Source organism: Streptomyces sp. Edi2, assembly GCF_040253635.1.
GTDB lineage: Bacteria > Actinomycetota > Actinomycetes > Streptomycetales > Streptomycetaceae > Streptomyces.
This window is the reverse complement of record NZ_JBEJGX010000003.1, coordinates 2,265,237-2,279,800: the sequence shown is the minus strand read 5'-3', so window position 1 is coordinate 2,279,800 and position 14,564 is coordinate 2,265,237. Positions and strand designations below refer to the sequence as shown.

11 protein-coding genes are annotated in these 14,564 nt (G+C 71.5%); all 11 read left to right on the top strand.

Translation table 11 applies throughout. The features are described from left to right. The first annotated feature begins 161 nt into the window (after nucleotides 1–161). The 11 genes from rsmH (at nucleotide 162) to ftsZ (ending at nucleotide 14,560) form a co-directional block, all read left to right on the top strand. A complete protein-coding gene (rsmH, locus tag ABR737_RS13460; RefSeq protein WP_350250414.1) occupies nucleotides 162–1,130 on the top strand; it encodes a 16S rRNA (cytosine(1402)-N(4))-methyltransferase RsmH in 969 nt (322 codons plus the stop codon). Next, nucleotides 1,127–1,837, top strand: coding sequence for a cell division protein FtsL (ftsL, locus tag ABR737_RS13455; RefSeq protein WP_350250413.1), 711 nt, complete (start codon nucleotides 1,127–1,129; stop codon nucleotides 1,835–1,837). The genes rsmH and ftsL overlap by 4 nt, the downstream gene beginning before the upstream one ends. 7 nt (nucleotides 1,838–1,844) lie before the next feature. Further along, nucleotides 1,845–3,857: a peptidoglycan D,D-transpeptidase FtsI family protein gene (locus ABR737_RS13450; RefSeq protein WP_350250412.1), complete on the top strand. Its 2,013-nt coding sequence runs from the start codon at nucleotides 1,845–1,847 to the stop codon at nucleotides 3,855–3,857. 18 nt (nucleotides 3,858–3,875) lie between these two features. Further along, on the top strand, nucleotides 3,876–5,681 hold the full coding sequence (locus ABR737_RS13445; protein WP_502964314.1) for a UDP-N-acetylmuramoyl-L-alanyl-D-glutamate--2,6-diaminopimelate ligase: 1,806 nt from the start codon (nucleotides 3,876–3,878) through the stop codon (nucleotides 5,679–5,681). A gap of 62 nt (nucleotides 5,682–5,743) precedes the next feature. Next, on the top strand, nucleotides 5,744–7,195 hold the full coding sequence (locus tag ABR737_RS13440) for a UDP-N-acetylmuramoyl-tripeptide--D-alanyl-D-alanine ligase (RefSeq protein WP_350250411.1): 1,452 nt from the start codon (nucleotides 5,744–5,746) through the stop codon (nucleotides 7,193–7,195). A gap of 5 nt (nucleotides 7,196–7,200) precedes the next feature. Next, a complete protein-coding gene (gene mraY, locus ABR737_RS13435) occupies nucleotides 7,201–8,265 on the top strand; it encodes a phospho-N-acetylmuramoyl-pentapeptide-transferase (protein WP_030085860.1) in 1,065 nt (354 codons plus the stop codon). Between the two features lie 2 nt (nucleotides 8,266–8,267). After that, entirely contained in the window at nucleotides 8,268–9,704 is a 1,437-nt protein-coding gene (gene murD / locus ABR737_RS13430; RefSeq protein ID WP_502964479.1) for a UDP-N-acetylmuramoyl-L-alanine--D-glutamate ligase, read from the top strand. Between the two features lie 59 nt (nucleotides 9,705–9,763). Then, entirely contained in the window at nucleotides 9,764–11,110 is a 1,347-nt protein-coding gene (gene ftsW / locus ABR737_RS13425; RefSeq protein ID WP_350250409.1) for a putative lipid II flippase FtsW, read from the top strand. A gap of 6 nt (nucleotides 11,111–11,116) precedes the next feature. Beyond that, the gene (gene murG / locus ABR737_RS13420) at nucleotides 11,117–12,208 is read left to right on the top strand and encodes an undecaprenyldiphospho-muramoylpentapeptide beta-N-acetylglucosaminyltransferase (RefSeq protein WP_350250408.1); all 1,092 of its coding nucleotides are present in this window, start codon (nucleotides 11,117–11,119) and stop codon (nucleotides 12,206–12,208) included. A gap of 22 nt (nucleotides 12,209–12,230) precedes the next feature. Then, entirely contained in the window at nucleotides 12,231–13,046 is an 816-nt protein-coding gene (locus tag ABR737_RS13415) for a cell division protein FtsQ/DivIB (RefSeq protein WP_350250407.1), read from the top strand. A gap of 281 nt (nucleotides 13,047–13,327) precedes the next feature. Continuing rightward, the gene (gene ftsZ, locus ABR737_RS13410; protein ID WP_350250406.1) at nucleotides 13,328–14,560 is read left to right on the top strand and encodes a cell division protein FtsZ; all 1,233 of its coding nucleotides are present in this window, start codon (nucleotides 13,328–13,330) and stop codon (nucleotides 14,558–14,560) included. Nucleotides 14,561–14,564: the final 4 nt, after the last annotated feature.

Sequence of the window (14,564 nt, the reverse complement as noted above, 5' to 3'; positions counted from 1 at the left end):
GGGCGGGGACCAAGCGGTACGTGCGGCATCCCCCAGCCAGCGGCCGGGGCCCCACCTGCCGCCCAGCCCATCGGAAGGCACATGAGCGAGCGTAGCGAGCGATTCAGGAAGCAGTGCGCACCCGGCGCCCGCAGGCGGGCCGAGGGCAGCGGGGCCCTCGCATGACCAACAGCACTCGCCACGTCCCCGTCATGCTCCAGCGGTGCCTGGACATGCTCGCCCCCGCCCTCGCCGAGCCCGGCGCGGTCGTCGTCGACTGCACGCTCGGCCTCGGAGGGCACAGCGAGGCGCTGCTCGCCACCTTCCCGGCGGCCCGGCTCATCGCCCTCGACCGGGACACCTCGGCCCTGAAGCTGGCGGGCGAACGGCTCGCCCCCTACGGAGAGCGCGCCACCCTGGTGCACGCCGTCTACGACGAGCTCCCCGAGGTCCTCGACCGTCTCGGCACCCCGCGCGTCCAGGGCGTCCTGTTCGACCTCGGCGTGTCCTCCATGCAGCTCGACGAGGCCGACCGCGGCTTCGCGTATGCGCAGGACGCCCCGCTGGACATGCGGATGGACCAGACGACCGGCATCAGCGCCGCGGACGTCCTCAACACCTATGCGCCCGGTGAGCTGGTCCGGATCCTGCGCTCCTACGGGGAGGAGAAGCAGGCCAAGCGGATCGTCGAGGCCGTCGTCAAGGAGCGTGCCAAGGAGCCGTTCACCACCAGTGCACGGCTGGTCGAGCTGATCCGGGACGCGCTGCCGCAGGCCGCCAAGCGCACCGGCGGCAACCCCGCCAAGCGCACCTTCCAGGCGCTGCGCATCGAGGTCAACGGCGAGCTGGCGAGTGTCGAGCGCGCCGTCCCGGCCGCCGTGAAGGCGCTCGCCGTGGGCGGCCGGATCGCCGTGCTCGCCTACCACTCGCTGGAGGACCGGCTGGTCAAGCAAGTCTTCGCGGCCGGAGCGGCCAATACGGCGCCCGCCGGGCTGCCGGTCGTGCCCGAGCGCTACCAGCCCCGGCTCAAGCTGCTGACCCGCGGCGCCGAACTCCCCACGGAGGAGGAGGTCGCCGAGAACCGCCGCGCCGCCCCCGCCCGGCTGCGCGGCGCGGAGCGTATCCGCGAGAACGTCGAGGACACCGCATGAAAGGCCAGGGGAGGCCGCGCGGCAGACAGAAACGTCTTGCCTCGCTGTTCCCCTCCGGCGGATCCGCCGCCACCGCGGCGCGCACGCCCTTCGTGGTCCTCATCGTCGTCCTGCTCGGCTCCGGCCTGATCACCCTGCTGCTGCTCAACTCCGCCCTCAACCAGGGGTCGTTCGAGCTCAGCAAGCTGGAGAAGAAGACCGACGAGCTGACGGACGAGCAGCAGGCGCTGCAGCAGGACGTGGACGCGTACTCCGCCCCGGGCCCGCTGGAGCGGCGGGCCCGCCGGCTGGGCATGGTGCCGGGTGGCAGCCCCGCGTTCCTGCTCCCGGACGGCACCATCCGCGGCAGGACGGGCCCGGCCACGTCGGACGGCGCGCCGCTGAGCACCTCCGCCGAGCCGTCGGCATCGAGCGCGTCCGGCCACCGTGCCCCGTCCGCCCAGCGGCTCCCGGCAGCCCCGCCCGTCCCGCCGGTGCCGGCCCTCGCCGGCAGGCCGGTCCCGGACAGCCTCGTGCGGCCCTCCGGCGATTCCGGCGACCCCGCCGCCCCGGCCGCCCGAGCCGTCCCGGCCGCTCTGGTCTCCTCCGACCTGCGCGCCCCGTTCACCGATACCGCCTCCACCGCGTTCGCGCCCGCGCCCGCATCCGCACCTTCACCCGCGCCCGGCGCCCCGGCCGCCCTCCCCCCGACGACCTCCGGCAGGTGATCGCGGCATGACCGAGCCCAGGGACCCCCGCCGGGTGCCCCGCCCCGCCCAGCGCGGCGGCCAGGCGGGCGGTCGCGGCGGCCAGGCCGGTGGCCGCGGCGGCCGCCCGCCCGCCGGACGCCCCGCGCCCCGGCCGGGCCCGAGGCCCCCTGCCCGCCGCCCCGCACGCCCCCGCTCCGGGTCCCCGGTGCTCCGCCTGGGCAGCCCGCGCCCCCGGCTGCGGCTGGTCTCCCTCGCACTGACCCTGGTCATGCTGGTCTTCGTCGTACGCCTCTTCCAGGTGCAGGCCGTGGACGCCGGGGCGTTCGCCGCCAAGGCCAACGAGAACCGCTACGTACCGGTCAAGCTGGCCGCCGAGCGCGGTGCGATCACCGACCGCAACGGCGTGGACCTCGCCACCACCGTCGACGCGTACGACATCACCGCCGACCCGAGCCTGCTGGCGCCCGCCAAGACCAAGATCCACGACGCTCCGCAGCGGGCCGCCGCGCTGCTCGCGCCGATCCTCGGCGAGGACAAGGCCGCCCTGGCCGCCAAGCTCGACCAGCCCAAGGCGCGCTACGTCCTGCTCGCCCGGCAGCGCTCCCCGCAGGTCTGGAAGCGGATCAGGGACCTGCGCGCCGGCCTCGACGCCAAGGCGGCCGCCGCCCCCAAGAGCGCACCCCGCCCCGACGTCCTGGTCGGGATCTTCGCCGACAAGCACAGCAAGCGCCTCTACCCGAACAAGGACCTCGCCTCCGGCGTCCTCGGCTTCGTCAACGGGGCAGGCAAGGGCGGTGGCGGCCTGGAGGCGCTGCTGAACAAGCAGCTGGCGGGCAAGGACGGCAAGCTCGTCTACGCCCAGTCCGGCGGCCGCCGGGTGCCCACCGCCGACACCCAGGAACACCCCGCCGTCCCCGGCAGCGACGTCGAGCTCACCCTCGACCGCGACATCCAGTGGGCCGCCCAGCAGGCCATCACCGAGCAGGTCGCCAAGTCGAACGCCGACCGCGGCTACGTCGTCGTTCAGGACACCCGCACCGGAGAGATCCTGGCGCTCGCCAACGCCCCCGGGTTCGACCCCAACGAGGTCTCGAAGGCCGATCCGGAGGCGCTGGGCAATGCCGCGCTCTCCGACGCCTTCGAGCCGGGGTCCACCAGCAAGCTGATGTCGATGGCCGCCGTCCTGGAGGAGGGCGTCGCCACGTCCGCCACCCGCGTCACCGTGCCCAACCGGCTGCACCGCGGCGACCGGCTGTTCGCGGACGACGTCGACCACGCCACCTGGCATCTGACGCTCAACGGCGTGCTCGCCAAGTCCAGCAACATCGGCACGATCCTCGCCGCAGGCCAGCTCGGCCGGACCCAGCCCCAGGCCAACCAGGTCCTCTACTCGTACCTGCGGAAGTTCGGTATCGGGAAGCCGACCGGGCTCGGCTTCCCCGGGGAGACCGACGGCATCCTGGCCAAGCCGCAGGACTGGAACACCTCGCAGCAGTTCACCATCCCGTTCGGCCAGGGACTGTCCCTCAACGCCGTACAGGCCGCCTCCGTCTACTCCACGATCGCCAACGGCGGCGAGCGCATCGCCCCCACCCTGGTCCGCGGCAGCACCGGACCCGACGGCCACTACGCACCGGCGCCCAAGCCCGGCAGGAACCGCGTGGTCAGCCCGAAGACCGCGCGCACCCTCGCCACCATGCTCGAATCGGTGGTCGACGACGAGGAGGGCACCGGAGCCAAGGCGAAGATCGACGGCTACCGCGTCGGCGGCAAAACCGGAACGTCCAACCGGGTGGACCCCAAAACCGGCCGCTACCACGGCTACACCGCCTCCTTCGCCGGCTTCGCACCCGCCGACAAGCCCCGCATCACGGTCTACTGCGCCGTGCAGAACCCCACCTCGGGCAGCTATTTCGGCGGCCAGGTCTGTGGCCCGATCTACCAGCAGGTCATGGCCTTCGCGCTGAAAACCCTCCAGGTCCCGCCGACCGGCGCGGGGCCCCCGCGGCTGCCGGTCACCTTCACGCCAGGCCAATGAAATCGAGGCAATTCCGCCGTGACGACCATCACTCCCGACGGCACCCCCGACGGCACCCCCGTCGCGGGAAACTGCTCCTCCCCACGGCCCTCACTTCGCCCCGGGCCGGTGGTGCCCGGTACGCTCACCGCCGTGTCACACGCTGATCAGTCCCCGAAAGCCCAGCACGCCGAGAAGGGCGGGTCCGGTACGTATCCGGGCGCGCCGCGCCCTGAAACGGTCCGCCCCACCCCCCTGGCGGACCTGGCCGAGCAGCTGGGATGCCCCGCCCCGGATCCCGGCCATCCCGGTGCAGGCACCGGCTCCACCGGAGCGGCTGACGCCGCGCAGCCAGTGATGGTCACCGGCATCACCCATGACTCCCGGGCGGTCCGCCCCGGCGACGTCTATGCCGCGCTGCCCGGCGCCCGTCTGCACGGCGCCGACTTCGTCGCCCAGGCCGCCGACCTCGGCGCCGCGGCGATCCTGACCGACCCGACGGGCGCCGAGCGCGCCGCGGCGACCGGCCTGCCGGCCCTCGTCGTCGAGAACCCGCGCGCCCGGATGGGCTCCCTGGCCGTCTCGATCTACGGAGCGCCGGGCGAGGACCTCCTCCAGATCGGCATCACCGGCACCTCCGGCAAGACCACCACCGCCTACCTCATCGAGGGCGGGCTGCGGGCGGCTGCCGCGAAGCACGCCGACGGGGGACTCACCGGCCTGATCGGCACCGTCGAGACCCGTATCGGCGACGAGCGGATCAAGTCCGAGCGCACCACCCCCGAGGCCACCGACCTGCAGGCGCTGTTCGCCGTGATGCGCGAGCGCGGCGTCCGCGCGGTCGCCATGGAGGTCTCCAGCCACGCCCTGGTCCTCGGCCGGGTCGACGGCTGCGTCTTCGACGTCGCGATCTTCAACAACCTCAGCCCGGAGCACATGGAGTTCCACTCCGGGATGGAGGACTACTTCCAGGCCAAGGCCCAGCTCTTCACCAAGGCCCGCAGCCGGGCCGGCGTCGTCAACCTCGACGACGAGTACGGCAAGCGGCTGGCCGAGGGCGAGTCCGAGGTACCGGTCACCACCTTCTCCGCCGAGGGCCACCCGGACGCCGACTGGCGGGCCTCGGACGTCGAGGTCGGCGCGCTCGGCTCGACCTTCACCGTGCACGGCCCGGGCGGCCGGACCCTGCGTGCCGCGTCCCCGATCGCCGGCCCGTTCAACGTCGCCAACGCGCTCGCCGCGATCGTCTCGCTGGTCGTCGCCGGCATCGACCCGCAGACCGCGGCCGACGGTGTCGCCGCGGTGCCCGGCGTCCCCGGCCGCCTGGAGCGCATCGACGCCGGCCAGCCGTACCTGGCGGTCGTCGACTACGCCCACAAGACCGACGCCGTCGAATCGGTTCTGCGCGCGCTGCGCAAGGTCACCGACGGCAAGCTGCACGCCGTCCTCGGCTGCGGCGGCGACCGTGACCCGCACAAGCGCGGCCCGATGGGTGCCGCGGTGGCCCGGCTCGCCGACACGGCCATCCTGACCTCCGACAACCCGCGCGGCGAGGACCCGCTCTCGATCCTCGCCACCATGCTCGCGGGCGCCGCGGAGGTCCCCATCCACGAACGCGGCACGGTGCTGGTCGAGGAAGAGCGGGCCACCGCCATCGCCGCCGCCGTCGCCCGCGCCGAGTCCGGCGACACCGTGATCGTCGCGGGCAAGGGCCACGAGCAGGGCCAGGACATCGCCGGAGTGGTACGCCCCTTCGACGACCGCCGGGTGCTGCGCGATGCCATCGAGGATTCGCTGAAGTCACAGCAGTCGCAGCAGTCACCGCCCCCGAACCACCAGGGATGACACACCGCCATGCGCGCACAACCCCTTTACCGTCACCGCCCGCCCCTCGCCGGGGGTGACCTGTGATCTCCCTGTCGCTCGCCGAGATCGCGAGCATCGTCGGCGGCCGGCAGCACGACATACCGGACGACGGCCGCCGGGTGACCGGGCCGGTCGTGGCGGACTCCCGTGCGGTAGGCCCCGGCGCCCTCTTCGTGGCCTTCGCCGGTGACCGTGCCGACGGCCACGACTTCGCGGCGGGTGCCGTCGAGGCCGGCGCGGTGGCCGTCCTGGCCGCCCGCCCCGTCGGCGTCCCCGCGATCGTCGTCGACGACGTCGTCGCCGCCCTCGGCGCGCTCGCCCGCGCCGTCGTCGAGCGGCTGGGCACCACCGTCGTCGGGCTGACCGGCTCGGCCGGCAAGACCAGCACCAAGGACCTGATCGCCCAGCTGCTGCAGCGCACCGGCCCGACGGTCTGGCCGGAGGGCAACCTCAACAACGAGATCGGGCTGCCGCTGACCGCGCTGCGCGCCGATGAGACCACCCGCCACCTCGTCCTGGAGATGGGCGCCCGCGGCGTCGGCCACATCCGCTACCTCGCCGGGCTGACCCCGCCGAGGATCGGTGTGGTGCTCAACGTCGGCAGCGCGCACATCGGCGAGTTCGGCGGCCGGGAGCAGATCGCCCTGGCCAAGGGCGAACTCGTCGAGCAGCTGCCGGCGGCCGAGGACGGCGGGGTCGCGGTGCTCAACGCCGACGACCCGTATGTGCGCGCCATGGTCCCCCGCACAAAGGCCCGCACCATCCTGTTCGGTGAGGCCGCGGACGCCGCCGTACGTGCCGAGAATGTCCGGATCACGGATGCCGGTCAGCCCTCCTTCACGCTTCACACACCCTCCGGGTGCAGTGATGTGACCATGCGGCTGTACGGTGAGCACCACGTGTCGAACGCGCTCGCCGCGGCCGCCGTCGCCCATGAGTTGGGCATGTCCGTGGACGAGATCGCCACCGCGCTCTCCGAAGCCGGCACGCTCTCCCGCTGGCGTATGGAGGTCACCGAGCGCGCGGACGGCGTGACGGTCGTCAACGACGCCTACAACGCGAACCCCGAGTCCATGCGAGCGGCGCTGCGAGCGCTGGTCGCGATGGGCACAGCCGCCAAGGCGAAGGGCGGGCGTACGTGGGCGGTGCTCGGTGAGATGGCCGAGCTCGGCGAGGAGTCGCTCGCCGAACACGACGCGGTCGGACGGCTGGTCGTCCGGCTCAACGTCAGCAAGCTCGTGGCAGTCGGCGGCAGGGAAGCGGCCTGGCTCGACATGGGCGCCAAGAACGAGGGTTCGTGGGGTGAGGAGTCGGTGCACGTGTCCGACGCGCGGGCGGCGGTCGACCTGTTGCGCAGCGAGCTGCGACCGGGAGACGTCGTGCTGGTGAAGGCGTCCAGGTCGGTGGGGCTGGAGCGGGTGGCCGCAGCATTGCTGGACGACGCAGGCCTCGAGGGCGCTGCGGGCGCCGAGGGCGGAGCCGCGTCCCGATGAACTCGATGAAGCAGATCCTCTTCTCCGGAATGATCGGGCTCTTCCTGACCCTGATCGGCACTCCGGTGCTGATCAAGCTGCTGGCCAAAAAGGGATACGGGCAGTTCATCCGCGATGACGGCCCGCGTGATCACCACAGCAAGCGCGGTACGCCCACCATGGGTGGTATCGCCTTCATCCTGGCCACGATCATCGCCTATGTGCTGACCAAGGTCATCACGAGCAGCGACCCCACCTTCTCCGGTGTGCTGGTGCTGTTCCTGATGGCGGGCATGGGCCTGGTCGGCTTCCTCGACGACTACATCAAGATCGTCAAGCAGCGTTCGCTGGGCCTGCGGGCCAAGGCCAAGATGGCCGGCCAGCTGATCGTCGGTATCGCCTTCGCGGTGCTGTCGCTCCAGTTCGCCGACCTGCGCGGACAGACCCCGGCCTCCGACCGGCTCTCCTTCACCCAGGACTTCGGCTGGCAGATCGGCCCGGTGATCTTCGTGATCTGGGCCCTGTTCATGATCCTGGCGATGTCCAACGGCGTGAACCTCACCGACGGCCTCGACGGCCTCGCCACCGGCGCCTCGGTGATGGTCTTCGGCGCGTACACGTTCATCGGCATCTGGCAGCACCAGGAGTCGTGCGCCAACCAGATCACCGCGGGACCGGGCTGTTACGAGGTCCGCGATCCACTCGACCTCGCGGTCGTCGCCTCCGCCCTGATGGGCGCCTGCTTCGGCTTCCTGTGGTGGAACACCTCGCCTGCCAAGATCTTCATGGGGGACACCGGTTCGCTGGCCCTGGGCGGCGCGCTGGCCGGTCTGGCCATCTGCTCCCGTACGGAGCTGCTGCTGGCCATCCTCGGTGGTCTCTTCGTCCTGATCACGATGTCCGTGGTGATCCAGGTCGGCTCGTTCCGGCTCACCGGTAAGCGGGTCTTCCGGATGGCGCCACTCCAGCACCACTTCGAACTCAAGGGGTGGTCCGAAGTCCTTGTGGTGGTGCGGTTCTGGATCATCCAGGGCATGTGCGTCATCGTGGGACTCGGCATCTTCTACGGCGGCTGGCAGGCGGCAAAGTGACCATGCAGAGCCCGGCGGACTTCGCGGGCCGGCGCATCACCGTTGCCGGCCTGGGCGTGAGCGGCGTTCCCGCCGCCCGCGCCCTGGCCGGCCTCGGCGCCCGCGTCACCGTCGTCAACAGCAGCGACGGTGAGCGCGAGCGTGCGCAGGCCGCCGAGCTGGAGAAGCTGGGGGCCACCGTCCGCCTGGGCGACGGCGACACCCTCCCCGAGGGCACGGAACTGGTCGTCACCACCCCCGGGTGGAAGCCGGCCAGTCCGCTCTTCGCCGCGGCCGAGAAGGCGGGCGTCGAGGTGTGGGGCGATGTCGAACTGGCCTGGCGGCTGCGCGGACCCGACTCCGCCCCCTGGCTGGCGGTCACCGGCACCAACGGCAAGACCACCACCGTCCGGATGCTGGCCTCGATCCTGGAGGCGGCGGGGCTGCGCACCGCCGCCGTCGGCAACATCGGCGTCCCGCTCGTCGACGTGGTGCTCGGCGAGGGGCAGCCGGACGGCGCGTCGTACGACGTCCTCGCCGTCGAGCTCTCCAGCTACCAGCTGCACTGGGCGCCCTCCGTACGGGCACACTCCGCGGCCGTCCTCAACCTCGCCCCCGACCACCTGGACTGGCACGGTTCCATGGCGGCCTACGCCGCCGACAAGGGCCGTATCTACGAAGGCAACACCGTCGCCTGTGTCTACAACGCCGCCGACCCGGCGACCGAGGAACTGGTCCGGGCGGCCGACGTCGAGGAGGACTGCCGCGCCATCGGCTTCACCCTCGGCACCCCCGGCCCCTCCCAACTGGGCGTCGTCGAGGGCATCCTCGTCGACCGTGCCTTCGTGGAGAACCGGCAGCAGCAGGCCCAGGAGCTCGCGGAGGTCTCGGACGTCACGCCCGCGGCCCCGCACAACATCGCCAACGCCCTCGCGGCCGCGGCGCTGGCCCGTGCCTTCGGGGTGGCCCCCGCCGCCGTACGCGACGGGCTGCGTGCCTTCCACCCGGACGCCCACCGCATCCAGCACGTCGCGGACTTCGACGGCGTCGGCTACGTGGACGACTCCAAGGCCACCAACACCCACGCCGCCGAGGCGTCGTTGGCGGCGTACGAGCACATCGTGTGGATCGCCGGCGGCCTCGCCAAGGGCGCGACCTTCGACGAGCTGGTGCGGAAGTCGGCGGCCCGGCTGCGCGGTGCGGTGCTGATCGGTGCCGATCGGGCGCTGATCCGCGAAGCCCTGGCGCGACACGCCCCCGATGTCCCGGTGGTCGACCTCGACCGGACCGACACTGGGGCGATGTCCGAGGCGGTCAGGGAAGCGAGCCGCCTGGCCGAGCCCGGCGACACCGTCCTGCTGGCCCCGGCCTGTGCCTCGATGGACATGTTCGTCAATTACAACAAGCGGGGCGAGGCCTTCGCCGACGCGGTCGGCGAGCTGACCGCACGGGATCACTAACCGTTTCTCCCCGCTGTCGTCGTCAGCCGGCGGCGAGCGCACCTGTGGAGGGGACGAGGATGACGGCCCGATCGGCGAAGCCGGCCCCGTCGCGTCCGCGCCGGCCCTCCGCGGTGCGCACGCCGCGCCCCGGCCGCACACCGGGCGGCCCCCGGGGGCTCCGCACCCGCCTCCAACGGGCCTGGGACCGCCCGCTGACCGCCTACTACCTGATCCTCGGCGGCAGCCTGCTGATCACCGTCCTGGGGCTGGTGATGGTCTACTCGGCGTCCCAGATCAAGGCGCTGCAGTCCGGCCTGGCCCCGACGTACTTCTTCCGCAAGCAGCTGCTGGCCGCCGTCCTCGGCGGCGGGCTGCTGCTGGCCGCCTCCCGGATGACGGTACGGCTGCACCGCACGCTGGCCTATCCGCTGCTCGCCGTCTCCGTGTTCCTGATGTGCCTGGTGCAGATCCCCGGCATAGGGGTCGCGGTCAACGGCAACCAGAACTGGATCAACCTCGGCGGCCCTTTCCAGATGCAACCGAGCGAGTTCGGCAAGCTCGCGCTGGTCCTGTGGGGCGCCGACCTGCTGGCCCGCAAACAGGACAAGCGGCTGCTGGTGCAGTGGAAGCATCTGCTGGTGCCGCTGATCCCGGTGGCGTTCCTGCTGCTCGGTCTGATCATGCTCGGCGGCGACATGGGCACCGCGATCATTCTCACGGCGATCCTCTTCGGGCTGCTGTGGCTGGCCGGTGCGCCGACCCGGCTGTTCGTGGGGGTGCTGGGCAGTGCCGCGCTGATCGGGGCGCTGCTGATCAAGACCAGCGCCAACCGGATGTCCCGGCTGGCCTGCATCGGCGCGACCGATCCGGGCCCCGGCGATCAGTGCTGGCAGGCCGTGCACGGCATCTACGCACTGGCCTCCGGCGGATTCTTCGGTTCGGGCCTCGGCGCCAGTATGGAAAAATGGGGAGAACTCCCCGAACCGCACACCGACTTCATCTTCGCCATCACCGGGGAGGAACTGGGTCTGGCGGGGACGCTGTCGGTGCTCGCCCTCTTCGCGGCTCTAGGCTATGCGGGTATCCGCGTGGCCGGACGCACGGAGGACCCCTTCGTACGGTACGCCGCGGGAGGCGTGACCACCTGGATCACGGCCCAGGCCGTGATCAACATCGGTGCGGTGCTCGGCCTGTTGCCGATCGCCGGTGTCCCGCTCCCGCTGTTCTCCTACGGAGGCTCCGCCCTGCTGCCGACGATGTTCGCCATCGGGCTGCTGATCGCCTTCGCGCGTGACGAGCCCGCTGCACGGGCGGCGTTGTCGGCACGGTCGGCGCGGAAGCCGGGTTCCGGAAGGAAACCGGCTGGGGTGAGATGGAAGACGATGAGACGGCGCGTCAAGAAGCGGCCGTCCGGAGAGCGGTGAATTTCGGTGCATGTCGTACTCGCCGGTGGGGGGACCGCCGGCCACATCGAGCCCGCGCTCGCCCTCGCGGACGCACTGCGGAGGCAGGACCCCACCGTGGGGATCACGGCACTCGGTACGGAGAAGGGCCTGGAGACCCGCCTCGTCCCGGAACGCGGCTATGAGCTGGGCCTGATCCCGGCCGTGCCGCTGCCGCGCAAGCCCACCCCCGAGCTGATCACTGTCCCCGGGCGGCTGCGCGGCACGATCAAGGCCGCCGAGCAGATCCTGGAGCGCACCAAGGCCGACTGCGTCGTCGGCTTCGGCGGCTATGTGGCGCTGCCCGGCTACCTCGCCGCCAAGCGCCTCGGGGTGCCGATCATCGTCCACGAGGCCAATGCCCGCCCCGGCCTGGCCAACAAGATCGGCTCGCGGTACGCCAAGTTCGTCGCCGTCAGCACCCCCGACAGCAAGCTGCGCGGCGCCCGCTATGTCGGCATTCCGCTGCGCCGCACCATCGCCACCCTGGACCGTGCCGCGGTCCGCCCCGAGGCGCGGGCCGCCTTCGGGCTCGACCCCAACCTCCCGACCCTGCTGGTGTCCGGCGGTTCGCAGGGTGCCCGCCGGCTGAACGAGGTCACCCAGGCCGCCGTCCCGGCCCTCCAGCGCGCCGGGATCCAGGTGCTGCACGCGGTCGGCCCGAAGAACGAACTGCCGCACGCGGACAACATGCCCGGGATGCCCCCCTATGTCCCGGTACCGTACGTGGACCGGATGGATCTCGCGTACGCCGCGGCCGACATGATGCTCTGCCGCGCGGGCGCGATGACCGTCGCCGAGTTGTCCGCTGTCGGGCTGCCGGCCGCTTTCGTCCCGTTGCCCATCGGCAACGGCGAGCAGCGGCTCAACGCCCAGCCGCTGGTCAACGCCGGCGGGGGCCTGCTGGTCGATGACGCCCAGTTGACCCCGGAGTGGGTGCAGAGCAGCGTGCTCCCGGTCCTGGCCGATCCGCACCGGCTGTACGAGATGTCCCGCGCGGCCTCCGAGTTCGGCCGCCGGGACGCCGACGAGCTGCTGGTCGGCATGGTGTACGAGGCGATCGCGCAGCGCAACAAGTAGCGCACGAGAGAAGGCAGGGAGCGTGGCCGGACCGGCAACCGCCCGACGCGGCGAGAAGAAGTCACCGTCCGGCCCGCCCTCCGCCGCGCCACCCCGCGCGACGGGATTGCGGCGGGTGCGCATTCCTCTTCGCGCGCCGGGCCGCCGCAGTCTGATCATCATCACGATCGTCGCGGTGCTGCTCGGCGCGTTCGGCGTCTGGGCGCTCTACGCCTCGAACTGGCTCCGGCTGGAACGCGTCGAGGCCACCGGCACCCGCGTGCTGACACCGCATGAGGTCGTCGCCGCGGCACGCGCCCCGATGAACGAGCCGCTGGTCTCCGTGGACACGGACGCGCTCGCCCGGCGGCTGCGTGCGCGGCTGCCGCGCATCAAGACCGTGGGCGTCGAGCGGTCCTGGCCGCACACAATCGGTCTGAAGGTGACCGAAAGAACGCCGGAACTGTTGATGCAGGCGGGCGGAGAGTTTGTCGAAGTGGACGCCGAGGGCGTCCGGTTCGCCACCGTCCGTACGGCTCCCCAGGGCGTTCCGCTTCTGGAAATGACCGCTTCCGACTCTCCGAGTCTGCACCGGTTCGGAATCGACCGGTTGCGGCGGGCCGCAGTCGAGGTCACCCGGGATCTGCCCACGACTGTGCGCAAGGACGTACGCAAGGTCCGTGTACGGTCCTACGACGCCGTCACCCTCGAACTGTCCGGCGGCCGCACGGTCGCGTGGGGCAGCCGCGAAGAGGGCGCCGAAAAGGCAAAGGTGCTGACCGCGCTGCTGAAAGCTTCACCCGGCGGACGTCACTTCGATGTTTCGGTCCCCAGTGCCCCTGCGGTGTCCGGGAGTTGACGCCCACAGCCGCAGGCCAGCACCCTGGATGGCTACGACTATGGGTGATCACATAGGGTGAAAAGAAAAACGGGAGGTTCGGCGTGTTCGTTGAACGCGCGCGCCTTGTCGACTTAGTGTCTCGTTCCAAAGGGACTTTGGAACCAAGGAACACAGGCACAGGTAACCCTAAACTTCAACGTTAGGGTTCGGGTCGGCGATACGAACCGTCCCATCGGCATCAGTCGGCGTCCACACGCAGTGCGGCGACGACACGTAACTCGAGGCGAGAGGCCTTCGACGTGGCAGCACCGCAGAACTACCTCGCAGTCATCAAGGTCGTCGGCATCGGCGGCGGTGGCGTGAACGCCATCAACCGGATGATCGAGGTCGGGCTCAAGGGCGTCGAGTTCATCGCGATCAACACCGATGCGCAGGCGTTGCTGATGAGCGATGCCGACGTCAAGCTCGACGTCGGCCGCGAAATGACGCGCGGACTCGGCGCCGGCGCCAACCCGGATGTGGGCCGCAAGGCGTCCGAGGACCACCGCGAGGAGATCGAGGAGGTCCTCAAGGGGGCCGACATGGTCTTCGTGACCGCGGGTGAGGGCGGCGGCACCGGCACCGGCGGCGCACCCGTCGTCGCCAACATCGCCCGTTCACTGGGCGCCCTGACGATCGGTGTGGTCACCCGGCCGTTCACCTTCGAGGGCCGCCGTCGCGCCAACCAGGCTGAGGACGGCATCGCGCAGCTGCGCGAAGAGGTCGACACCCTCATCGTGATCCCCAACGACCGGCTGCTGTCCATCTCGGACCGCCAGGTGAGCGTGCTCGACGCGTTCAAGTCCGCGGACCAGGTGCTGCTGTCGGGTGTCCAGGGCATCACCGATCTGATCACCACCCCGGGTCTGATCAACCTCGACTTCGCCGACGTCAAGTCCGTGATGTCGGAAGCCGGTTCCGCACTCATGGGCATCGGCTCGGCACGGGGCGACGACCGCGCGGTGGCCGCCGCGGAGATGGCGATCTCCTCGCCGCTCCTGGAGGCCTCCATCGACGGCGCCCGCGGGGTGCTGCTCTCCATCTCCGGCGGTTCCGACCTCGGTCTCTTCGAGATCAACGAGGCCGCGCAGCTGGTCAGCGAGGCCGCGCACCCGGAAGCCAACATCATCTTCGGTGCGGTCATCGACGATGCGCTGGGCGACGAGGTCCGGGTGACGGTCATCGCCGCGGGCTTCGACGGCGGTCAGCCGCCGGCCCGCCGCGATGCCCAGTCGGCGCTGTCGTCCCAGAAGCGCGAAGAGCCCGCCCCGGCCCCGAGCCGTCCGGCCACCCCGCCGGAGCCGCGTTCGTCGTCCTTCGGCGGACTGGGTTCGGTTCCGGTGCGCGACGAGGAGCCGGCCCCGGCCGAATCCTCCTCTTCCTCCTCGCTGGGCGAGGTCCCGACCCCGGCGAGCGCTCCGCAGGTTCCCCCGGCCCGTCCGTACTCGGACTCCGCGGCCGAGGAACTGGACGTCCCCGACTTCCTGAAGTGACGTA